A 20,390-nucleotide genomic window follows, 5' to 3' on the forward strand; every position below is an offset into this window, starting at 1 on the left:
CGATCATGTACGACGTCGTCGTCGTCGGGGCCCGCTGCGCGGGCGCGCCGACCGCCATGCTCCTGGCCCGCCAGGGCCACCGGGTGCTGCTGCTCGACCGCAGCGCCTTCCCGGCCGACAAGCTCTCCACCCTGTACATCCAGCAGCCGGGCGTCGCGCGGCTGGCCCGCTGGGGCCTGCTGGACGCGCTGCGGGCCACCGGCTGCCCGCCGCTGGACCACGTCGTCTACGAGCTGGGTGACGTGCGCGTCGAGGGCTGCTGCAGCGGCATCGACGGCATCCGCGCGGCGTACGCGCCCCGCCGCTCGATCCTGGACCCGCTGCTGGCCGGCGCCGCGGTCGACGCCGGCGCCGAGTTCCGCGACGACTGCCGGGTCACCGGCCTGCTGTGGGAGGACGACCGGGTCGTCGGGGTGCGCACCGACCGCGGCGACGAGCGGGCCGCGCTGGTCGTCGGCGCCGACGGGATGCGCTCCACCGTCGCCGGGCTCGTGAACGCGCCGACGACGACCGCCCACCCGCCGCTGACCTGCGCGTACTACGCGTTCTGGGACGGGCCGGAGACGCACTTCGAGATGTACGAGGGCGACACCGGCTGGGTGTCCGCGGTGCCGACGAACGACGGTGCCGTGCTCATCGCCGCCTACTACCCGCAGCAGCGCTTCGACGAGGTCCGGCACGACGCGCGCGCGGCCTACCTCGACAACGTCCGGACCAACGCGCCACGGCTGTACGAGCAGATGGAGCGCGGCCGCCGGCTCGGCGCCGTGCACGGCACCGGCGACCAGCAGAACTTCTTCCGCCGCGCGCACGGCCCCGGCTGGGCGCTCGCCGGCGACGCCGGGCACCACAAGGACTCGCTGACCGCGCGCGGCATCTCCGACGCGTTCATGCAGGCCGACCTGCTCGCCGAGTCGGTGGGCGAGCACCTGGAGGACCGGACACGGCTCGACGCCGCGCTGGCCGAGTACGACCGGGAACGCGAGCAGCGGCTGATGGAGAACTACCAGGCGACCCTGCTGGTGGCCCAGGCCGAGGCCCGGGACAAGCGCCGCGCGCTGCTGCGCGCCGTCGGCAGCAGCCCCGAGCTGACCACCCGCTACTTCGACGCGGTGGCCGGGATCGTGTCGCTGCGGGAGCTGTACACCCCGGAACTGATGGCGCTGATGTCCGCCCCGACGGCCACCTGACACCGCGCCCTATTGAGCAGACACCCGTGCCGATGATCGGCGACCGTCAGATCCGCAGACGTCTTGCGATCCGATTTCACCGGCACGACTCTTTGTGGAGGAACCATGTCGCCCACCCCGTACGACTCGCCGTTCAATCGCCGCGCGCTGCTCCGGATGGGCCTCGTCGCGGGCGCCGCGGTGGCCGGCGTGCCGCTGCTGTCGGCCTGCGGCGACGACGAGGAGCCGTCGCCGGCGGCGGCCGGCGGGGGGTCGCTGGCGGTGCTGAAGGTGGGCGCGCCGAACGCGGTCACCGACGCCGAGGCCGGCAACCCGCTGCTGACCAGCATCGGCGCGACGCTCATCGTCATGCGGCACGTGTACGACTCGCTGATGGTGCTCGACAACGGCGAGTACAAGTACCAGCTCGCCGAGTCGGTGCAGCCCAACGCCGACGGCAGCGTGTGGACGATCAACCTGCGCTCCGGGGTGACGTTCCACGACGGCAAGCCGGTCACCGCCGCCGACGTGGTGCACAGCATCCGTACGCTGGGCGCGAAGCCCAGCAACCGGGCCTCCGTCTACGCCAACGTCGACCTCGCCAAGGTGACAGCCGTCGACGACCGCACGGTCACCGTGCCGCTGCTGACCCCGCGCGGCGACTTCAAGGAAGCCGTCCTCGTCGTCTTCTCGCCGGTCTTCCCGGCCGGCATGACCGAGTTCAGCAAGCCGATCGGATCGGGCCCCTACCGGCTGGCCGAGCGCAACGGCACCACGACCCGGCTGGTCGCCAACGAGCAGTACTGGGGTGGCAAGCCGAGCGTCGCCGAACTCCAGGTGGTCGGCATCCTCGACGCCGGCGCCCGGCTGTCGGCGCTGAAGGCGGGGCAGGTCGACTACGCCGTCAGCATCAGCTCCACCGGCGCGAAGACGGAGGCGGCGAACAGCGAGCTCACCGTCGTACGCGGCGGTCCGGCGAACGCCAACGCGCTGTCGTTCGCGATGAACCAGAAGCTCGCGCCGTTCGACGACGTCCGGGTCCGCCAGGCGGTCCGGCTCGCGGTGGACCGGCAGGCGCTGGTCGACAACGCGCTGCTCGGGCTCGGCTCGACCGCCGACGACGTGGTCGGCAAGAGCCTGCCCGGCTACGCCGACCTGCCGGCGCGCGCCCGTGACCTGGAGCAGGCGAAGCGGCTGTTCACCGAGGCCGGGATCACGAAGCTGACGCTGCGGACCGGCGAGATCGTCCCCGGCATGCTCAACGCCAGCCGGCTGATGGCCCAGCAGCTCAAGGAGGCGGGTGTCGAGCTGACCCTCCAGGAGATCTCGCCCGACGCCTACTACGCCGACCTCACCACGCTGGCCACGCACCCGTTCCAGGCGTTCTACTACGTGAACCGGCCGGCCGCCGTGCACCTGTCGGCGGTCACCCACGGCAAGGCGCCGTTCAACGTCACCGGCACGTCGGCCGCCTACCAGGCGCGGCTGGCGAAGGCCCAGGCGACCGTTGACGACAACGCCCGCGCGGAGGCGTTCAAGGCGTTGCAGGAGGAGTTCTACAAGGAGGGCGGCGACCTGCTGTGGGGCTTCCAGGAGCAGCTGGACGCCGCCCGTAAGGGGATCAGCGGGGTCCGCACGATGCAGTCGGTCCAGCTGTTCGACCGGGCGACCGGGCCGGCGTGACCGCGCTCGGGTTCCTGGCCCGACGGCTGCTGGCGACGGTGGCCACGCTGTTCGCGGTGGCGGTGGTGCTCTTCGCCGGCTCGGAGGTGCTCCCGGGTGACGCCGCGTCGGCGTCACTCGGGCCCGACGCCACCATCGAGGAGGTCGAGCAGCGCCGGGCCGAGCTCGGTGTGGACCGGCCCTGGCCGGTGCGGTTCGTCGAGTGGGGGACCGCGGCGCTGCGCCTCGACCTGGGCACCAGCACCTCGATGCACCGGCCGGTGGTGGACGTCGTGGCCGAGCCGCTGGCCGCCACCGGCCTGCTGGTCGGCCTCACCGCGGCGGTGACGGTGCCGCTGGCGATGGGACTGGGGCTGCTCACCGGGCTGCGGCCGGGCGGACGGGTGGACCGGGCGGTGTCGGCCGTCGCGGTGGTGGCGGTGTCGATCCCGCAGTTCGTCACCGCCGGTCTGCTCGTGCTGGTCTTCGCCGACCTGTGGCCGTTGCTGCCGGCGATCTCGCTGCCACCGCTGGGCGGCGGACCGCTGGACCGGCCGGAGATCCTGGTGCTGCCGGTGGCCGCGCTGACGTTGTTCGGCGCGGCGTGGGCGAGCCGGATCGTGCGGGCGACGGTCATCGACGCGGACGCGATGCCCCACGTCGAGGCGGCCCGGCTGGCCGGGCTGCCCGAGCGGGTGGTCGTGGCGCGGCACCTGCTGCCCGCGGCGGTGCCGCCGTGCGCGCAGACGTTCGCGTGGCTGCTGTCCGGGCTGTTCGGCGGCACCACAGTGGTCGAGGTCGTCTTCAACTACCCGGGCCTGTCGCAGACGCTGGTGGCGGCGGTCCGCAACCACGACACCGCCGTCCTGGAGGGGGTCGGGCTGCTCCTCGCCGCGATCATCCTCGTCTCGTTCATCGTGGCCGACCTGCTCGTCCTCGCGGTCGACCCCCGGCTGCGGGTGGCCGCCCGATGAGGGCGGCGCGGTGGCTGCTCGCCGGGACGGCCGCGGCCGTGGTGCTGGTCGTGCTGGGCATCGCGCTGTTCGGCCCGCTGTTCGCCGGCGAGCCGGAGCGGATCGTCGGGTTGCCCTACAGCGCCCCGACGGCGGGCAGCCCGCTGGGCACCGACAGCGCCGGGCGGGACGTGCTGGACCGGGTGCTGGCCGGGGGCCGGCCGCTGGTGGCCGTGCCGGTGGTGGCGACGATCCTGGCCACAGTGCTCGGACTGGTGCTGGGCCTGCTCGGCGGCTACTTCGCCGGGGTCACCGACGCCGTGGTGTCCCGGCTGGACTACCTGCTGCTGGGCCTGCCGCCGGTGCTGATCCTGCTGGTGCTGCTGCACGGCTGGGGGTACAGCGCCACGACGATGATCATCGTGGTGGTGCTGACCGGCACGCCGTTCGTCTCCCGGGTGACCCGGGCCGAGACGCTCCGCGCGGTCGAGGACGGCTACGTGGTGGCCGCCTACGCCGGCGGCGACTCGCACCTGTCGGTGATCGTCCGGGAGATCCTGCCGAACATCGTCCGGCCGGTGCTCGCCGACTTCGGCACCCGCCTCGCCATCGCGGTCACGCTGACGGCGGCGGCGGCGTTCCTCGGCTTCGGCTCCGGCGGCCCGAACTGGGGTGCCATGATCAGCCAGAACGTCGAGGGCATCCAGCTCACCCCGTGGGGCGTCGCGGTGCCGGCGATCCTGCTCGGTGTGCTCACCGTCGCCGCGAACCTCGGCATCGACCGGATCGTCGGGCGGGTGCTGCGATGATCGAGATCAGTGGGCTGCGGGTCGAGGACACCTCCGGCCGGGCCGTCCTGGAGAACCTGTCGCTGCGCGTCGCCGAGGGCGAGCGGGTCGCCGTCGTCGGCGAGTCCGGGGCGGGCAAGACGACGCTGGCGATGGCCCTCGTCGGCGCGGTACGGCGCGGACTGCGGGTGGCCGCGGGCACGGTCGTGGTCGACGGGCACGATGTGCTGACGGCATCCGGCGCCGCGGTGCGCCGGGTCCGGCGGCGGGTGCTGGCGTACCTCCCGCAGGATCCGCCGTCGGCGCTGAGCCCGACGCTGCGGGTCCGGGCGCAGATCCGGGAACTGGCCGCGGACCGGTCCGAGACGGCCGTGAGCCGAGGGCTGGTCGAGGTGGGCCTGCCCGGCGACCGGGCCTTCCTGCGCCGGTACCCGCACCAGCTCTCGGGCGGCCAGCAGCAACGCCTGGCGCTGGCCCGGCTGCTGGCCGGCGACCCGCGCGGCCTGGTGCTGGACGAGCCGACCACGGGCCTGGACGGGCTGGTGCGCAAGCAGGTGCTCGACCAGCTGGACCGGCTCTCCGCCGACCGTGGGCTGGCGGTCGTGTTCGTCACCCACGACCTCGCCGCGGCGGCCCGGATGACCGATCGCCTGATCGTGCTGCGGGGCGGCGTCGTGGTGGAGGAGGGACCGACCGCGCGGGTGCTCACCCGCCCGGCCGCCGCGTACACCCGGGACCTGCTCGCCGCGGTGCCGGACCTGCCGACGGAGATGCGCCGCCGCGCCGCCACGCCGGAGCGCGGCGCGGAGGTCCTGACCGTGTCCGGGCTGACCGTGCCGCGCGGCGGGCGGGTCGTCCTGGACGACGTGTCCCTGCGGTTGCGCGCCGGCGAGGCGCTGGCCCTGCTCGGCACGTCGGGCTGCGGCAAGACGACGCTCGCCCGGGCCGTCGTCGGAACGCTGCGCCCCAGCTCGGGCCGGGTGACGCTGTCCGGCGAGGTCCTGGAGCCGACGCTCGGGCGCCGGCCGGTGCACCAGCGGCGCCGCCTGCAGCTCATCCCGCAGGACTCCGGCGGGTCGCTCAACCCGCGGCGGCCGGTGGGCGCGGCGATCGGCCGGGTGGTCCGCCTGGCCGGTGGGATGACGGCCGAGGCGGTGACGGCGGAGACCCGCCGGCTGATGGGGCTCGTCGGCCTGCCGGGGGAGCTGGCGTCGCGGTTGCCGCGGGAGCTGTCCGGCGGGCAGCGGCAACGCGTCGCCATCGCCCGTGCGCTCGCCGCCGGGGCCGACGTGCTCGTCTGCGACGAGGTCACGTCGAACCTCGACGCCCAGGTGGCGGCCTCGGTCCTGGCCCTGCTCGACTCGCTGCGGCGGACGCTGGGCCTGGCGGTGCTCATCGTGACGCACGACCTCGGTGTGATCGCCCGCAACGCGGACCGGGTCGCCGTGCTCAGCGGCGGGCGGATCGTCGAGGAGGGGACTGTCGAGCAGGTGTTCGGCAACCCGCGCCACGAGGCGAGCAGGATGCTGCTGGACGCCGCGCGGCCCGTTACGGCGGCGGCGGACGTGCCGTGACCGCCCGAAGCGGAGGGCCGCTCCCGGTTTCCCGGTAACGGCCCTCCGCCTCGATCTCAGGACGTCAGACGAGTTCGTCGAGGAGCTCGTAGTTCAGCGTGAAGGTGTGGCTGCCGTCCTCCAGCTTGCGCATGGTGGCGGTGCCCTGGATGCCGGCGAGCCCCTCGGTGCCGGTCCCCGGCACGATGTGCCACTCGGCGCCGCCCTCCTCGTCGCTCATCAACCCGACGGCCTGGTGCTGGAGCATGAAACTGCCCTTGGAACCGCCGATCGACACTTCGATCACCTCGTGGCCGACGTATCCGGCGCCGCCCTTGCCATAGGCGAACAGGAACTGCGCGCGGCTGGTGCCCTCGAGTTCACCGGAATACGTCTTGGTGACCGAGGCCCGCGAGAATTTCATGCCGTCGGGGGTCTCCTGCCACTCGTCTTCGTCCCAGGAGTCGAGCGTAAATGAAGCGGTCGCGGTGCTCACCTTGTCTCATTCCTTCCGTGGTTCTTTTTCAGTCCCAAACCGAGGCGCAGAACGGGTGACCGGCCGGGTCGAGGAAGACCCGCCACTTCGCGTCCCCGGGTTGGTCGGCGGGTTTCGTCGCACCCAGGCGCAGCAACTCGGTCTCGGCCGCCTCGATGTCGTCGACGGCCAGGTCGAGGTGCAGTTGCTGGGGAACCGTCTGCCCGGGCCACTCCGGACGCCGGTAGTTCTCCACCCGCTGCAACGCCACGGCGACGCCGTCACCGTTGCTGAGGAACGCGCCGGACTCCGACTCGTGCACCGGCTCGAGGCCGGCCGCTTCCCGGTAGAAGGCCACCAGCGGGGCGATTTCGGAACAATCCAGTGTTACCGCCGCCAAGCGACCGACAGCCATTCACGTCTCCTGGAGATTTGTCGTCCGATCGAAAGCGTGGCCCGAGCCTAGCAATCCGCCGTCGTCCACGCCACGGTCGCCGGGTGTGTCGCGACCGGCCTGCTCATTAGACGGTTGCGAATGGACAGGGGGCGCCGAAGGTTCGGCAGCATACCGGCTGAACCGTCGGCGGCGCCACCGTCACGCCAATCGAGTTGCTCTCACTTCGTGCTCAGAACAGCGCAGCGTCAGGCGCACTCGTCCGCCACGATTCGCCGGTACCCCAATGACCGGCGTGGAGGAGAACACGGTGGAAGGCTTCGAGATCTTCACCTACGGGGACGCGGTCGCCGACGTCTTCGACGGGACGGGATGGGCCGGCGACCCGGGTGACACCGAGGAGACGATCGAGTGGCTCGCCGAGAACGCCGGTGGCGGTCCCGTCCTCGAACTCGGCGTCGGCACCGGCCGGGTCGCCGTCCCGCTGGCCCGCAAGGGCATCGAGGTGCACGGCATCGACGCGTCGGAGGGGATGCTGACGCAGTTGCGCGCCAAACCCGGCGGCGAGCTGGTGCACGTGCACGTGCAGGACTTCACCGACTTCACGCTGCCGTACAAGTTCTCCCTGGCGTACGCGGTCTTCGACACCCTGCCGTTCATCACCGACCAGGAGGAGCAGATCCGCTGCTTCCAGAAGGTCGCCGACGTCCTGGAGCCGGGTGGGCGGTTCGTGATCCAGACGTCGATACCCGACCCGGCGCGGTACGACCGCAACCAGCGCACCCAGACCGTACGGGTGGAGAAGGACCACGTCGTGATGACGTTCACCCGGCGCGAGCGGATCTCCCAGTGCTCGTCGATCCAGTTCGCGGTCCTGCGGCCCGACGGCATCCGGTTCTTCCCGATGCGCATCCGCACCGTCATGCCGTCCGAGATGGACCTGATGGCCCGCCTCGGCGGGCTCACCATGGAGTCGCGCTGGGGCCACTGGGACGGACGACCACTGCGCGACTCCGACGAGCGGCACATCACCGTCTACCGCAAGTAGGGCGGCGGATCGGTGGAGCACAGCCAGACGGGCGCCGGCGGTGCGGACCGGCGCCTTCGGGTGGTCCTGGTGCAGCAGGGCGTCTGGGACATGCCGCTGGAGTCGCTGCCGCTCGCCTCGGCGTACCTCAAGGCGATGGTGTCCGGCGACGCCGAGCTGGACGCCCGGGTGTCGGTGGAGATCTGCAACTTCCGGGGGCGGGTGACGCACGGGGAGATGGCCGCCCGGCTGTTCGCCGGCCCGCTGCCCGACGTGGTCGGGTTCTCCGTCTTCGGCTGGAACCAGCGCGCCTTCGGCGCGCTCGCCGCCACCTACAAGCAGCTCAACCCGCAGGGGTGGGTCCTCTTCGGCGGCACCCACGTCAGCGCACAGGCCGCCCGCGTGTTCCGGCTCTACCCGGAGATCGACGTGGTGGTCAACGGCGAGGGCGAGCTGACCTTCCTCGACCTGCTCCGCGCCCGGCTGGCCGGCGCGCCCGCGAACGACCTCGGCGAGGTGCTGGGCATCTCCTGGCACCGCGCCGACGGCGGCGTGGTCACCAACCCGGACCGGCCCCGGATCGAGGATCTCGACATCATCCCGTCGCCGTTCCTCACCGGAGCCGTCGAACTGCTCGACGCCGACGGCCGGTTCCGGTACGACGTCGCGCTGTTCGAGACCAACCGCGGCTGCCCGTACAAGTGCTCGTTCTGCTACTGGGGCGGCGCGGTCGGCCAGCGGGTACGCGCGTTCTCCCGGGAACGGCTGCGCGCCGAGCTGGAACTGTTCGCCCGGTGCGGCGTGCACACGGTGGTCGCCTGCGACGCCAACTTCGGCATGCTGCCGATCGACCTGGAACTCGTCGACGACCTCATCGACATCAAGCGGCGTCACGGCTTCCCGCTGGCCTTCGAGAGCTCGTGGGCCAAGAACAAGTCGAAGGTGTTCTACGAGATCGTGCGGCGGATGAAGGAGGCCGGGCTGCGCAGCTCCTTCACGCTGGCCCTCCAGTCGCTCAACCCGGACGCCCTGACGCTGATGCGCCGGCGGAACATGAAGGTCAACGACTGGCGTGACCTGGTGCGGTGGCTCAACCGGGAAGGGCTGGACTGCTACGCCGAGCTGATCTGGGGCGCGCCGGGCGACACGGTCGAGTCGTTCCTGGCCGGGTACGACGAACTCGCCCAGCACGTGTCCCGGATCGCCGTCTACCCGATCATGCTGCTGCCGAACACCGAGTACGCGGAGAACAAGGAGCTGTACGGCATCGTCGCGCTGCGCGGCGACAACGACGACTTCGAGTACGTGCTCGCCCACCGCACCATGACGTTCGAGGACAACGCGGTGATGCAGCGGTTCCTGTTCTGGGCCCGCGTGATGGCCGAGAACGCCGTCCTGCGGCACTGCTGGCTGCCGCTGCGGCGGCTGGCCGGGTGGGAGCAGTCCCGGGTCCTCAACAGCCTCGCCGACTGGGCGGACACCACCTCGGCGCGGGAGGCGATCCCGTTGCGGGAGGCCGCGATGCGCGGACACGGCGGCGGCGCGCCGGCGTACGCGGCCGCCATCGGCTACCTCTTCACCGAGGCGGACGGGCGGCGCGCGCTGGAGCTGTGGTGGGAGGAGGTGGTCTCGCGGCAGCTCGCGGCCGACGTCCGCCCGTTCCTCGACGAGGTGTACCGCTACGACCTGCTGACCCAGCCGGTCTGCGAACCGGACGGGCTCCCCGTCGTCGAGATCGGCGGCGTCGAGTACTTCCACCGCCCGGACGTGACCCTGGCGTACGACGTGCCGGGCGTCCTCGCCCGGATGCGCGCCGACGAGCCGGTCTCGCTGGAGCCGGAACCGATCCGGGTCGACATCTACTACCGCACCGGCGCCATGACCGCGGTCATGTCGACGAACCACGAGGAGATTCTGCACTTCATGGGGGAGGTGCGGAGAGCAGGCACGCCGCTCACCGTGCCCTGACCGATCGTCGGTGTCCGGAGTGGACCGGGCGCTGCCATACTCGGCTCGATGGGGTCGTCGTCGACGTGACTGTGCAGTTCCGCGTGCTGGGCCCGCCGGAGGTGGTCCGGAACGGGCGGGTGGTGCCCCTCGGCGGGCCGAAGCAGCAGGCACTGCTGGCCCTGTTCCTGCTGCGGCCGAACCGGTTCGTCGCCGCCGACTGGCTGGTCGACGCGCTCTGGGACGCACGACCGCCGGCCAGCGCGCAGACCACGCTGCGCACGTACGTCGCCGGGCTGCGCCGGGCCGTGGAGCCGCAACGGTCCCACCGCGAGCCGGCGCGCGTCCTGCGCAGCCACCCCCGGGGGTACGAGCTGCGGGTCGACGCCGACGCGGTGGACGCCGACGGGGTGCTCGGCGGGTGACTGCGGCGGCACGGCGCCGACCTGGTGGTGCTGCGGCCGGACCGGTTCGTGTTCGCGCTGGCGGCAGCCGGCGGGATCGAGCGGGCCGCCCGGGACCTGTCGGCCGCCCTCGGCGCGCCGCCGGCCGGCTCGACCTGGACCTGATGAATGTGCGGCCCTTGCCGAGATCTGTGCGCGAGCGTAGGAAGAACACCACCGTCCGATGTCGAAGGAGACACGCGTGCCCACCCCCAGACGGCTCCGTCTCGCCGTGTCCGCGCTGGTGACCGCATCGGCCGTGCTGCTCGGCTCCGGCGCCGCCGCGGCGCCGTCCGCGCCTCCCGCCCCGGCCGGGCAGCGGTCCTGCGACCCGATCGACCCGGCGGCCTGCCTGCTGCCGTTCCCGAACGACTACTTCACCGTCCCGGACCGCAGCGCCCCGACCGGCAAGCGGGTCCGGTTCGCGGCCTCCGCGATGCCCGCCAACGTGCTCGGCGTGCCGATCGACCCGGCCGAGTGGAACCGGCAGGACGGGTTCAGCCCCGGCTCGCCGATCCTGGCGCGCGTACCCGGCCTCGACGTCGCGCGGACGCGGATCGCGCCGGTCACCGACGTCGGCCGCTCGCTGGCGCCGGACGCGCCGATCGTGCTGCTCGACGCCCGCACCGGCAGGCGTACGCCGTACTGGGCGGAACTGGACGCGCACGCCGCGGGCAGCCCGGACCGGCAGGCGCTGATCATCCGGCCGGCGGTGGCGCTGACCGAGGGCGCCCGGTACGTCGTGGGCCTGCGCGGCATGCGCGACGGCGACGGCGCGCTGATCCCGGCGCCGAAGGCGTTCCGCGCGTACGTGACCGGCGCCGGCCTCGATCGCCGGGACTCCCGCGCGCCGCAGATGAAGCGGATCCTCGCCGACCTGAGCCGGGCCGGCGTCGAGCGGCACAGCCTCTACCTGGCCTGGGACTTCACGGTCGCCAGCCGGCAGGGCCTGACCGGGCGGATGCTGGCGGTCCGGGACAGCGCGTTCGCCGCGCTCGGCCGCCGCGCGCCCGCGTTCACCGTCACCCAGGTCACCGACTACACGCCGGAGCAGGATCCGCTGATCGCCCGGCAGGTGACCGGCACCGTCGCCGTACCGTCCTACCTGACCGGTGACGGCGGGCCGGGCTCCCGGCTGCACTACGGGCCGCCCGGCGGCGACGGCACCCCGCCGGCGCGCAACGCGCTGCCCACACCGTCCGGCACGACCGTGGCGGCCGACTTCGTCTGCAACATCCCGCGCAGCGCGTCCGCCGCGCGACCGGCCCACCTCTCGCTCTACGGCCACGGCCTGCTCGGCCGGCCCACCGAGATCAACGCCGGGAACGTCAAGACCATGTCGCAGACGTACGACTTCACCTTCTGCGCGACGAGCTGGATCGGCATGGCCGCCGCCGACGTCCCGTACGTGGCGGGCGCCTTCACCGACCTCAGCGCCTTCCCCGCGGTGGCGGACCGGCTCCAGCAGAGCTTCCTGAACTTCCTGTTCCTGGGCCGGACGATGATCCACCGCAACGGCTTCGCCGCCCACCCGGCGTTCCGCGACGGCGCCGGGCGACCGCTGATCGACGTGGCCGGCGGGCTGCACTACGACGGCAACAGCCAGGGCGGCATCAACGGCGGCGCGCTCACCGCCATCGCCCAGGACTGGACCCGCTCGGTGCTCGGCGTGCCCGCGATGAACTACTCCACGCTGCTGCAACGCAGTGTGGACTTCGCCCCGTTCCAGACCGTCATGGACGGCTACTACCCGGACCGGATCGACCAGCAGATCATCTTCGGTCTGCTCCAGATGCTGTGGGACCGGTCCGAGGCCAACGGATACGCCCAGCACATGACCGACCGGCCGCTGCCGCGTACCCCGGCGCACCGGGTGCTGATGCACGTGGCGTTCGCCGACCAGCAGGTCTCGACCGCCGCGGCGGAGGTCCAGGCGCGCACCATCGGCGCGCGCCTGCACACCCCGGCGCTCGCCCCCGGCTGGTCGCCGGACGTGCGGCCGTTCTGGGGCATCGCGCCGATCCGCAGGTACCCGTACGCCGGCTCGGCGATGGTGGTCTGGAACAGCGGTGCCGCGTACGCGCCGCCGCCGACCAACCTCGCACCGGCCGGACCGGAGTACGGCGAGGACTCGCACGAGTTCCCGCGCGCCCAGCCCGGCGCCCAGCGGCAGAAGGCGGTGTTCCTGCTCACCGGCAAGGTGATCGACGTCTGCGCCGGCGGCCCCTGCCCGTGACGTAGCCCTGCCGGGGCACGGCCGGCGCGAGCGCTTCGCGCCGGCCGTGCGTCCCAGGTGTCAGTCCCGGTGCCCGGGGCGGGGGTCCAGGACCCGGGCGAGCCAGTCGGCCTGCGCCCGCCGGGCCGCGGCCGAGACGCGCACGTGCGGGAACAGCGCCGCGAAACCGTGGAAGCCGCCGGCCCACATGTGCAGTTCGGCCCGGCCTCCGGCGGCCCAGATCCGGGTCGCGTAGGCGACGTCCTCGTCGCGGAAGACCTCCGCCGTCCCGGCGTCGATGTACGTGGCCGGCAGGCCGGACAGATCCCCGGCGAGCGCGGGGGAGACGTAGGGGGAGACCTCCTCGCCGGTCCGGTCGCCGAGGACGCTGCGCCACCCGAACTCGTTCATCTCCCGGGTCCACACGCCGTCCGGGCCGGTGTACTGCCGGCTGGACGTGGTGTCGTTGCGGTGGTCGAGCATCGGGCACGACAGCAGTTGGGCGGCGACGGCCGGTCCACCGAGGTCGCGCGCCATCAGCGTGACCCCGGCCGCCAGGCCGCCACCGGCGCTGGCGCCGGCCACGACGACACGGCCGGGGTCGATGCCGAGGGCGGCGGCGTTGCCGGCCACCCAGCGCAGGCCGTGGTAACAGTCGTCGACCAGGGTCGTGCCGGTGGCCTCCGGGGCCAGCCGGTAGTCGACGGTGACCACGACCGCGCCGAACCGGTCGAGCCACTCCAGCGGGACGTCGATGTTCGAGAAGCGGTCTCCCCACATCATCCCGCCGCCGTGGATCCAGTAGACGCAGGGCGCCCCGGTCGCCTGCTCGGCCGGGCTGAGGACGGACAGCGGGATCGGCGTTCCGTCCGCGGCGGGAACGGTGACCTCACGCCGTCGCACCGCGCGGTCGCGCAGGTGGGTCTCGATCGGCGGCTGGGGGAGCCGGCGTACGAATTCGATCACCTCGGGGCCCAGGGGCGGCATGGACGGCAGTTCGGCCACGGGCGCGAGGAACTCGGGGTCGAGGTCCGGTCGAGGGGAGTTCATCAGAGGGTCCTTCCGGTGACGGGGATCGGGGCGGGCCGGCGGCGGCAGCCGGTTCAGAAACGCGCCTTCCCGCCGACCGGAACCGCGTCCGTGTACGCCGGCTCGCCGGCCAGCAGCGGCTGGAGCCTGGCGACGAGATCCTGGGCCTCCGCTCCGGCGAAGAACCGGCGGTGTGCCTCGGCGCTGGTCCAGCCCTCGACGACGTGCACGACGCCGGGGTCGGAGGCCGAGCGGGACACGAGGAAGACGAGGCAGTCCGGATGGGGCAGGGACGGCGCGCCGAGCAGCAGCCCGGCCAGGTCGTCAGCCCTACCCGGCCGGGCGGTCATGGTGGCGTGGAACCCGTGGCGGACGGTGATCGCAGTGCCTCCTGAATTGTCATATCCGGGCTCGTCCCGGAAATCCGACTCCCCAATGGAAGCAGCTTGAGCAGCAAGAACGTTAGACAGATGCTCGCGAAGACTTGCCTGATCCTACTCGCCCCGAGAGGATCGGTCGTGCTTTAATCGGCGGGTGGATCTGGCTGAGCTGCGAACGCTGCTGGCCCGTCACGCGCGGCCGGACATGAGCACCGCCATCGACGGAGTGCTGATCTCGAAGGTCGAGCGGCAGAGTCCGCCGGCCACGTCGATGTCCGGCACCGTCATGGCACTCATCGCCCAGGGGGCGAAGCGGATGGCGCTGGGCGACCGCGTGTACGAGTACCACGCCGGTCAGTACCTCGTCGCGTCGGTCGATCTGCCGGTCACCGGCCGCTTCACCCGGGCCGGCGCCGACTCGCCGGCGCTGGGGTTCGGGCTGGTGCTGCACCCGCCCACGGTCGCGGAGTTGCTGTTGCAGGCGGCGCCGGGCGACCTTCCGCCCGTGCCCGGCGCAACGCCCTCGGGCCTGGTGGTCAGCGACGCGCCGGACGAACTCGGCGACGCGGTGATCCGGTTGCTGCGGCTGCTGGACCGGCCCCGGGACGTCGCGGTGCTCGCGCCCCTGGTCAAACGGGAGATCCTGTGGCACCTGCTCACCGGGGAACAGACCGGGGCCGTCCGGCAGCTCGGCCTGGCCGACAGCAGCCTCAGCCACGTCGCCCGGGCGGTGCGGTGGATCCGCGACCACCATGCGCAGTCGTTCCGGGTGGAGGAGCTGGCCCGGCTGTCCGGGATGAGCGTGTCGGCCTTCTACCGCAACTTCCAGGCCGTGACGGCGATGAGCCCGATCCGGTTCCAGAAGCAGATCCGGTTGCAGGAGGCGCGGCTCCTGCTCGCCACGCATCCCCACGACGTCACCGGCGTGAGCGCGCGGGTCGGATACGAGAGCCCGTCGCAGTTCAGCCGGGAGTACCGCCGCCAGTTCGGGGCGCCTCCCCGCGAGGACGCCGTTCGCCTGCGCGGCATCACGCGTTCCCGCGTCCCCGCCGTCGTCTGACCGCAGACGTACGCAACTCCGCCGCCGACCGGCTCGTCGGGGCCACGCGGGACGGGCGGGGGAGGGCGATGGCGGCGCGACGGGGTGCCGAACTGCTGGTGGCAACCGTCCGGCGGAACCCTGGCCCAACCCACGTCGGCGGGGCCGGCGTCCGGAGCCGGCCCCGCCGAGGTGGTTCAGTTCCCGGCGCAGGTGGCGGTGGCGCCGCCGCCGGTCCCGGTGCCCTGGAATCCGAAGGTGGTGGTCTGCCCCGCGCCCAGCCGTCCGTTGTAGCTCTGGTTGGCCACGGTGACGGTGCCGCTGGTGCCGCTGGGCACGCCGTTCCACAGCGAGCTGATCGCGGCGCCGCCCGGCAGCGTGAGAGTCACGCGCCAGCCGGTCAGCGCGGTGCTCCCGGCGGTGACCGTCACGTTGGCGACGAAGCCACCGTTCCACTGGTCCTGGACGGCGTAGACGGCGGTGCAGGTGGCCCCGCCCGGCGGCGGCGTGGTCGGCGGCGGCGTCGTGGGTGGCGGGGTTGTGGGCGGCGGGGTCGTGGGCGGGGGAGTGGTGGGCGGCGGGCCGTCCAGCGTCAGGTTCTTCTGCTGGACGCTCCACTGGCTGCGGCACAGACCGCAGTCCGGGCCGACGAAGCTGGCGCCGGCGCTGACGTCGCCCTTCAGGCGCCACTTGAGGTAGAGCACCGCGACGCGGCCGAACTCGCCGCCGTTGGGCTGGTCGTACGTGCCGCCGTGCCCGACGTTCAGGTTGCCCATGAAGGCGGGCAGCCCGGCCGGCAGCTTGCCCCAGTCGTCCATCGCGTTCGGGTACGCGATGTCGCTGGGCCCGCCGACGAAGTACGCGATCGGCTTGGTCAGTCTCCGCAGCTGGTAGTCGTCGGCGTCGTTGAGCAGGCCGCTGCTGAAGATGCCGGTGGTGGTGACGCGCGGGTCGTTCGAGACCGCGTACGCCTCCAGGCCACCGCAGGAGAACCCGGCCACGGCGATCTTCGTGGTGTCGATCCGGTTGTAGTACCTGCTGCCCGACCGGGAGTTCTCCGCCACCGCCCAGTCGATGGACTGGGTGAGCATCTGGGAGTTCGTGGAGCCGGAGCCGTTCGGTGCGCCGTTGGCGATGGCGAGGAAGCCGTGGGAGGCGATCTCGCGCAGGAAGTTGCCCTGCGACAGGCCGTTCGCCGAGCAGGCGCCGTTGCCCCACACCAGGACGGGAAGGCGCTCGGACGGGAGCGTCTGGGGCCGGAAGACGGTGTGGTTGGGCAGGCTCGACGAGGTCTCGTAGTCGGCGGGGTAAGGTCCCGAGCCGCCGATCGCGGCGCCCGCGGGTGTCGCGCCGAGCGCCACGACCACGGAGGCGAGCGGGACGAGGGCGGCCGCCAGCCCCGCGTAGATCTTCGATCGTCTTCTCATGCGCCCTCCAGGGGACGTCGTGACAGCGCTCCCTGGATGGTGGTGGTGGCGGTGTGCCGGCCACGTCGACGTGGCGCCGCCGCGATGCGTCCCCGCGGAGGGACCGGCGGGAGCTTTTGCAGTTACTATCACCGCCGTAACGAAATGTGTCAATGCACGTCGGTCGATGCCTGCCGCCGAATGCAGCGGGCACGGGTACGGGCTCGGCCTCTTCCGGGGCTGGACGACGCGCGGCACCTTCGGCTCGTACAAGACTCTCTGACGAACCCGCGACGCCGGTCCGCGGTACGCCGTGCGCGGCCTGCCGCGGACCCCTCGCGCCAGATATCTTGCATGACAAGGTATCTTGCGAAGCATGGACGGCGCGCGTGAGCGGATCACCACGAACATCCGCAAGGGCGTGCTGGAGTACTGCGTGCTCGCGCTGCTCTCGCGACGCGACATGTACGGCCTGGAGCTGGCCGAGTGGCTCGCCGTCCGTGGCCTGACCGCGAGCGAGGGCAGCCTGTATCCGCTGCTCGCCCGCATGCGGCAGGCGGGCACCGTGGAGACCCGGTGGGTGACGCCCGAGCAGGGGCACGCCCGGCGGTACTACACGATCACCGATCAGGGGCGGGCGCACCTGCGGATGTTCACGGCGGTATGGCGGGAGATCCAGCCGCACGTGGACGAGCTGATGGCGGAGGAGACATGAGCGACGACGGCCTCCCGGAGGCGGCGGAGACCTATCTGCGGGCGCTCGGCGCGGAGTTGTCGGAGATCCCGCCGGACGCGGCGCACGAGATCGCCGCGGACGTCCGCGCGCACATCGCCGACGCGTTGGACGGTGGACGCGATCTCACCGAGATCCTCGCCGGTCTCGGCGGTCCCGACGCCGTGGCGGGCCAGGCGCGGGAGGAACTGGGCCTGCCCGTCCAGGACGGCGCGGAGCGGGCTGCCCGGACGCTGTCCCTGGTCGCGCTGGCGGCCGGTGTGCTGATCGCCGTGTGCGTGAGCTTCCTGCTGCCGTCCGCGGTGCCGGTGGACCCGCTCCAGGCCGAGCCGGGCGAGCAGGGCGTCGTACGGCGGTTCGGTGCCGGAATCGCGATGCTCACCCTGCTGCCGGCGCTCCTGGTGGCCGCGCCGCTCGTGCTGCCCGGCCGGGTCCGCGGCGCGGCGCGGCTCGCCGCCGCGACGGTTCTGACCGTGTCCGCCTGCGCGGCCGGCGAGATCGGGCTGTACTACCTCCCGCTCGCGCTGGTGGCCTGGGCGGCGGCGATCGTGCCGTGGGCCGTGCGGCGAGGAGCCGGTGGACGGTGGTGGCGCTACCTGACCGGCGGTCTCGTGGCGCTGCCCGGGGTGCTCGTGGCGGTCGCGTCGGCCGGCGGCTCGGTCGGTGTCGGCTGGGTGGGCGCGGCGCTGTGGATCGCCGGACCACTCGCGGCCGGCGCGCTTTGCGCGTACGGCATCCGGGCGGGATACGCGGTGACCGCCCTGGCCGGCGCGCTCGTCATGATCCTCGCGATGGCCGAACGCGGCTTCCTGTTCGCCGCGTTCTGGCTGTTCGGCGGGCTGTACCTGGCGATCGGCGCCGGCGGGTACGCCGCGTCGCGGACCACCGGCGGCGAACCGGCCGGGACACCCGGTCCACCGGCACGGACGCGCCCCGCACCGGCCCCCGGAGGCTGACCGGGAGCCTTGACGCCGGCGTCACCGGCCGAACGGCTACGGGGCCGCGGCCGGCGAATCGGCGGCGGCGGCCGTCGACTCGGCGCCGGCCGCCTGCGGGTCGGCGGCGTCGTGGGCGGCCATCGTCTCCTGCCGTGCGGGCTCCTCGCGCAGGATCGCGGCGTGCAGCCAGGCATCAGGGATGGCGAACCCGTCCACGAGCGTGCGCATGTACGGGCGCAGCTCCTTGAGCAGCCCGTTCACCACGCCGGTGATCGCCTTCGACCGGGCCGGGGTGAGCCGGCCGTGCTCCAGCAGCCAGCCCTTGTTCGCCTCGATGACGCTCAGCGCGTACAGGTCGCAGACCCGCGACAGCAGCTCCTTGACCGCCGGGTCGGCGGTGGCGTCGATGCCGGCCACGAACGCCTCCAGCGTGACGCGGTCGACGTGCGCGGCGGCGACGGCGAGGACGTGGTCCTGCACGTCGTTGAAGATGTCGAACGGACGGTCCTTCTTGGTGGAGGCGCCGCCGCGCAGGCGGCGGACCGCGCTGGCGAGCAGGTGCTCCTCCCGGTCCTCGAACACCTTGAGCTGCCAGCCCCGGTCGGTGACGGCGACCTCGTCGTCGCGGCCCGGCACGGCGCCGACCAGCCGCGCGATGAGCGCCCGCGCGGCGGTGCGTTCCAGCACCATCTCGCGTACCTGCTCGGCGGCGAAGGAGGCGCGGCCCCAGCCGTCCAGCGAGCCGAACTCGTCCCGGTAGCCGGTCAGCAGCCCCTTGGCGACAAGCTGGAGCAGGACCGTGTTGTCGCCCTCGAACGTGGTGAACACGTCGGTGTCGGCCTTGAGGCTGGGCAGCCGGTTCTCCGACAGGTAGCCGGCCCCGCCGCACGCCTCCCGGCACGTCTGGATGGTGCGTGTGGCGTGCCAGGTCTGCGCCGCCTTGAGCCCGGCGGCCCGGGACTCCAGCTCCCGTTGCCGGTGCTCGTCGACCGGCCCGTCGCCGCCCTGGATCTCGTCGAGCGCGGCGACCAGCTCGGTCTGGGCGAAGTGCAGCGCGTACGTGGTGGCCAGCGCGGGCAGCAGCTTGCGCTGGTGGGCCAGGTAGTCGTTGAGCAGCACCTCGCGGTCGCCCTCGGCGTCACTGAACTGGCGGCGGATGTCGCCGTAGCGCACCGCGATGGCGAGCGCCGCCTTGGTGGCCGCCGACGCGGCGCCGCCCACGCTGACCCGGCCCCGCACGAGCGTGCCGAGCATGGTGAAGAAGCGGCGGGAGTCGTCCTCGATCGGGCTGGAGTACGTCCCGTCCGCGGCCACCTGCGCGTACCGGTCCAGCAGCATGTCCCGCGGCACCCGTACGTGGTCGAAGCTGAGCCGTCCGTTGTCGACCCCGAGCAGGCCGGCCTTGGGTCCGGCGTCGCCGATGGTCACGCCGGGCATCGGGTTGCCGTGCTCGTCGCGGATCGGCACCAGCCACGCGTGCACCCCGTGGCGGCGCCCACCGCTGACCAACTGGGCGAAGACCACCGCCATCCGGCCGTCCCGGGCCGCGTTGCCGATGTAGTCCTTGCGCGCCGCCTCGTGCGGCGTGTGCAGGTCGAAGGTCTGCGTCTGCGGGTCGTACACGCAGGTGGTGCGCAACTGCTGCACGTCCGAGCCGTGGCCGGTCTCGGTCATCGCGAAGCAGCCGAAGATCCGTCCTTCGACGATGTCCCGCAGGTAGGCGTCGTGGTGCCGCTTGGTGCCGAGGGCGGCGACCGCGCCGCCGAACAGGCCCCACTGCACGCCGGCCTTCACCATGAGTGACAGGTCCACCTGCGCCAGCATCTCGGTGGCGACGATCGAGGCGCCCACGTCGGACCGGCCGCCGTACTCGGCCGGGAAGCCCGCGGCGATGCCCAGCTCGACCGGGAGTTCGCCGAGCAGCCGGGTGATCCGCTCGCGCGCCTGGTCGCCGGTCTCCCCGTAGACCGGGAGGAAGCGCTCGTCGAGGTGTTTGCGGTGAGCCTGACGGACTTCGGCCCACGGTCCGTCGAGCGTCTCCTGAAGGCGGGCGATGTCGATGCGGCCGGACGCGTGATCGAGCATGGTCGCTCCTCGGGGCAGCGGACATATGGGTGCACTCTCGGCCTGATCAACATTACCGGCGGTCACCGTGCCCCGCTGGTGGAGACAGTGGTGAGCCGTGCCACCCGACTCGGCCACCACGGCTGAGGTTAGGCTGTCCTCACTTCGATCACTG

General features: G+C 72.7%; 17 protein-coding genes and 1 pseudogene. 12 read left to right on the forward strand and 6 right to left on the reverse strand.

The window, feature by feature from the left end:
* The first annotated feature begins 5 nt into the window (after nucleotides 1-5).
* From ABIH81_RS20750 to ABIH81_RS20770, 5 genes are all read left to right on the forward strand, one after another.
* Entirely contained in the window at nucleotides 6-1,190 is a 1,185-nt protein-coding gene (locus ABIH81_RS20750; RefSeq protein WP_349876557.1) for an NAD(P)/FAD-dependent oxidoreductase, read from the forward strand.
* A gap of 105 nt (nucleotides 1,191-1,295) precedes the next feature.
* A complete protein-coding gene (locus ABIH81_RS20755; RefSeq protein WP_349876558.1) occupies nucleotides 1,296-2,852 on the forward strand; it encodes an ABC transporter substrate-binding protein in 1,557 nt (518 codons plus the stop codon).
* Nucleotides 2,849-3,805: an ABC transporter permease gene (locus tag ABIH81_RS20760; RefSeq protein ID WP_349876559.1), complete on the forward strand. Its 957-nt coding sequence runs from the start codon at nucleotides 2,849-2,851 to the stop codon at nucleotides 3,803-3,805. The genes ABIH81_RS20755 and ABIH81_RS20760 overlap by 4 nt, the downstream gene beginning before the upstream one ends.
* Nucleotides 3,802-4,593, forward strand: a complete 792-nt coding sequence (locus ABIH81_RS20765; RefSeq protein ID WP_349876560.1) for an ABC transporter permease subunit — start codon at nucleotides 3,802-3,804, stop codon at nucleotides 4,591-4,593. Before ABIH81_RS20760 ends, ABIH81_RS20765 begins: the two co-directional genes overlap by 4 nt.
* Nucleotides 4,590-6,146, forward strand: a complete 1,557-nt coding sequence (locus tag ABIH81_RS20770) for an ABC transporter ATP-binding protein (RefSeq protein ID WP_349876561.1) — start codon at nucleotides 4,590-4,592, stop codon at nucleotides 6,144-6,146. Before ABIH81_RS20765 ends, ABIH81_RS20770 begins: the two co-directional genes overlap by 4 nt.
* Before the next feature lie 64 nt (nucleotides 6,147-6,210).
* Here ABIH81_RS20770 and ABIH81_RS20775 read toward each other — a convergent pair whose 3' ends face one another.
* Both ABIH81_RS20775 and ABIH81_RS20780 read right to left on the reverse strand, forming a co-directional pair.
* Nucleotides 6,211-6,621: a DUF3224 domain-containing protein gene (locus ABIH81_RS20775; protein WP_013287019.1), complete on the reverse strand. Its 411-nt coding sequence runs from the start codon at nucleotides 6,619-6,621 to the stop codon at nucleotides 6,211-6,213.
* 28 nt (nucleotides 6,622-6,649) lie between these two features.
* Nucleotides 6,650-7,015 carry a VOC family protein gene (locus ABIH81_RS20780; protein ID WP_349876562.1) on the reverse strand — a complete coding sequence of 122 codons (366 nt, stop codon included), beginning with the start codon at nucleotides 7,013-7,015 and terminating at the stop codon, nucleotides 6,650-6,652.
* Between the two features lie 289 nt (nucleotides 7,016-7,304).
* Here ABIH81_RS20780 and ABIH81_RS20785 point away from each other — a divergent pair, with 289 nt between their 5' ends.
* From ABIH81_RS20785 to ABIH81_RS20800, 4 genes and pseudogenes are all read left to right on the forward strand, one after another.
* A complete protein-coding gene (locus ABIH81_RS20785; protein ID WP_349876563.1) occupies nucleotides 7,305-8,042 on the forward strand; it encodes a class I SAM-dependent methyltransferase in 738 nt (245 codons plus the stop codon).
* 12 nt (nucleotides 8,043-8,054) lie between these two features.
* Nucleotides 8,055-9,989, forward strand: coding sequence for a KedN5 family methylcobalamin-dependent radical SAM C-methyltransferase (locus ABIH81_RS20790; protein ID WP_349876564.1), 1,935 nt, complete (start codon nucleotides 8,055-8,057; stop codon nucleotides 9,987-9,989).
* Between the two features lie 71 nt (nucleotides 9,990-10,060).
* Nucleotides 10,061-10,372: pseudogene (locus ABIH81_RS20795) on the forward strand (winged helix-turn-helix domain-containing protein); the annotation flags it as partial.
* Nucleotides 10,373-10,613: 241 nt separating this feature from the next.
* On the forward strand, nucleotides 10,614-12,647 hold the full coding sequence (locus ABIH81_RS20800) for a hypothetical protein (protein ID WP_349876565.1): 2,034 nt from the start codon (nucleotides 10,614-10,616) through the stop codon (nucleotides 12,645-12,647).
* A 60-nt stretch (nucleotides 12,648-12,707) separates the two neighbouring features.
* On the opposite strand, the gene ABIH81_RS20805 is transcribed toward ABIH81_RS20800, so the two are convergent.
* Nucleotides 12,708-13,676 (reverse strand): alpha/beta hydrolase fold domain-containing protein, encoded by a 969-nt coding sequence (locus ABIH81_RS20805; protein ID WP_349876566.1) that lies wholly within the window; start codon nucleotides 13,674-13,676, stop codon nucleotides 12,708-12,710.
* A gap of 53 nt (nucleotides 13,677-13,729) precedes the next feature.
* On the reverse strand, nucleotides 13,730-14,005 hold the full coding sequence (locus tag ABIH81_RS20810; RefSeq protein ID WP_349876567.1) for an antibiotic biosynthesis monooxygenase: 276 nt from the start codon (nucleotides 14,003-14,005) through the stop codon (nucleotides 13,730-13,732).
* Between the two features lie 184 nt (nucleotides 14,006-14,189).
* Here ABIH81_RS20810 and ABIH81_RS20815 point away from each other — a divergent pair, with 184 nt between their 5' ends.
* The gene (locus ABIH81_RS20815; protein ID WP_349876568.1) at nucleotides 14,190-15,095 is read left to right on the forward strand and encodes an AraC family transcriptional regulator; all 906 of its coding nucleotides are present in this window, start codon (nucleotides 14,190-14,192) and stop codon (nucleotides 15,093-15,095) included.
* Between the two features lie 176 nt (nucleotides 15,096-15,271).
* On the opposite strand, the gene ABIH81_RS20820 is transcribed toward ABIH81_RS20815, so the two are convergent.
* Nucleotides 15,272-16,501 (reverse strand): cellulose binding domain-containing protein, encoded by a 1,230-nt coding sequence (locus ABIH81_RS20820; RefSeq protein ID WP_349876569.1) that lies wholly within the window; start codon nucleotides 16,499-16,501, stop codon nucleotides 15,272-15,274.
* Between the two features lie 355 nt (nucleotides 16,502-16,856).
* Between ABIH81_RS20820 and ABIH81_RS20825 the strand changes: the two genes are divergently transcribed.
* Nucleotides 16,857-17,195 carry a PadR family transcriptional regulator gene (locus tag ABIH81_RS20825; protein ID WP_349876570.1) on the forward strand — a complete coding sequence of 113 codons (339 nt, stop codon included), beginning with the start codon at nucleotides 16,857-16,859 and terminating at the stop codon, nucleotides 17,193-17,195.
* A complete protein-coding gene (locus ABIH81_RS20830) occupies nucleotides 17,192-18,169 on the forward strand; it encodes a hypothetical protein (protein WP_349876571.1) in 978 nt (325 codons plus the stop codon). The genes ABIH81_RS20825 and ABIH81_RS20830 overlap by 4 nt, the downstream gene beginning before the upstream one ends.
* A gap of 36 nt (nucleotides 18,170-18,205) precedes the next feature.
* Here the strand turns inward: ABIH81_RS20830 and ABIH81_RS20835 are convergent, their stop codons facing one another.
* Complete coding sequence (locus ABIH81_RS20835) at nucleotides 18,206-20,236, reverse strand: acyl-CoA dehydrogenase (RefSeq protein ID WP_349876572.1); 2,031 nt, start codon at nucleotides 20,234-20,236, stop codon at nucleotides 18,206-18,208.
* Between the last annotated feature and the right edge of the window lie 154 nt (nucleotides 20,237-20,390).

The sequence above is a fragment of the Micromonospora sp. HUAS YX12 genome, from assembly GCF_040215685.1.
Lineage (GTDB): Bacteria > Actinomycetota > Actinomycetes > Mycobacteriales > Micromonosporaceae > Micromonospora > Micromonospora tulbaghiae.

Excerpts from the sequence above, each read along its gene's own strand:
- ABIH81_RS20750 (WP_349876557.1), top strand. The coding sequence starts at position 6 with ATGTACGACGTCGTCGTCGTCGGGGCCCGCTGCGCGGGCGCGCCGACC.
- ABIH81_RS20755 (WP_349876558.1), top strand. The coding sequence starts at position 1,296 with ATGTCGCCCACCCCGTACGACTCGCCGTTCAATCGCCGCGCGCTGCTC.
- ABIH81_RS20765 (WP_349876560.1), top strand. The coding sequence starts at position 3,802 with ATGAGGGCGGCGCGGTGGCTGCTCGCCGGGACGGCCGCGGCCGTGGTG.
- ABIH81_RS20770 (WP_349876561.1), top strand. The coding sequence starts at position 4,590 with ATGATCGAGATCAGTGGGCTGCGGGTCGAGGACACCTCCGGCCGGGCC.
- ABIH81_RS20780 (WP_349876562.1), bottom strand. The coding sequence starts at position 7,015 with ATGGCTGTCGGTCGCTTGGCGGCGGTAACACTGGATTGTTCCGAAATC.
- ABIH81_RS20805 (WP_349876566.1), bottom strand. The coding sequence starts at position 13,676 with ATGAACTCCCCTCGACCGGACCTCGACCCCGAGTTCCTCGCGCCCGTG.
- ABIH81_RS20810 (WP_349876567.1), bottom strand. The coding sequence starts at position 14,005 with ATGACCGCCCGGCCGGGTAGGGCTGACGACCTGGCCGGGCTGCTGCTC.
- ABIH81_RS20820 (WP_349876569.1), bottom strand. The coding sequence starts at position 16,501 with ATGAGAAGACGATCGAAGATCTACGCGGGGCTGGCGGCCGCCCTCGTC.
- ABIH81_RS20825 (WP_349876570.1), top strand. The coding sequence starts at position 16,857 with ATGGACGGCGCGCGTGAGCGGATCACCACGAACATCCGCAAGGGCGTG.
- ABIH81_RS20830 (WP_349876571.1), top strand. The coding sequence starts at position 17,192 with ATGAGCGACGACGGCCTCCCGGAGGCGGCGGAGACCTATCTGCGGGCG.
- ABIH81_RS20835 (WP_349876572.1), bottom strand. The coding sequence starts at position 20,236 with ATGCTCGATCACGCGTCCGGCCGCATCGACATCGCCCGCCTTCAGGAG.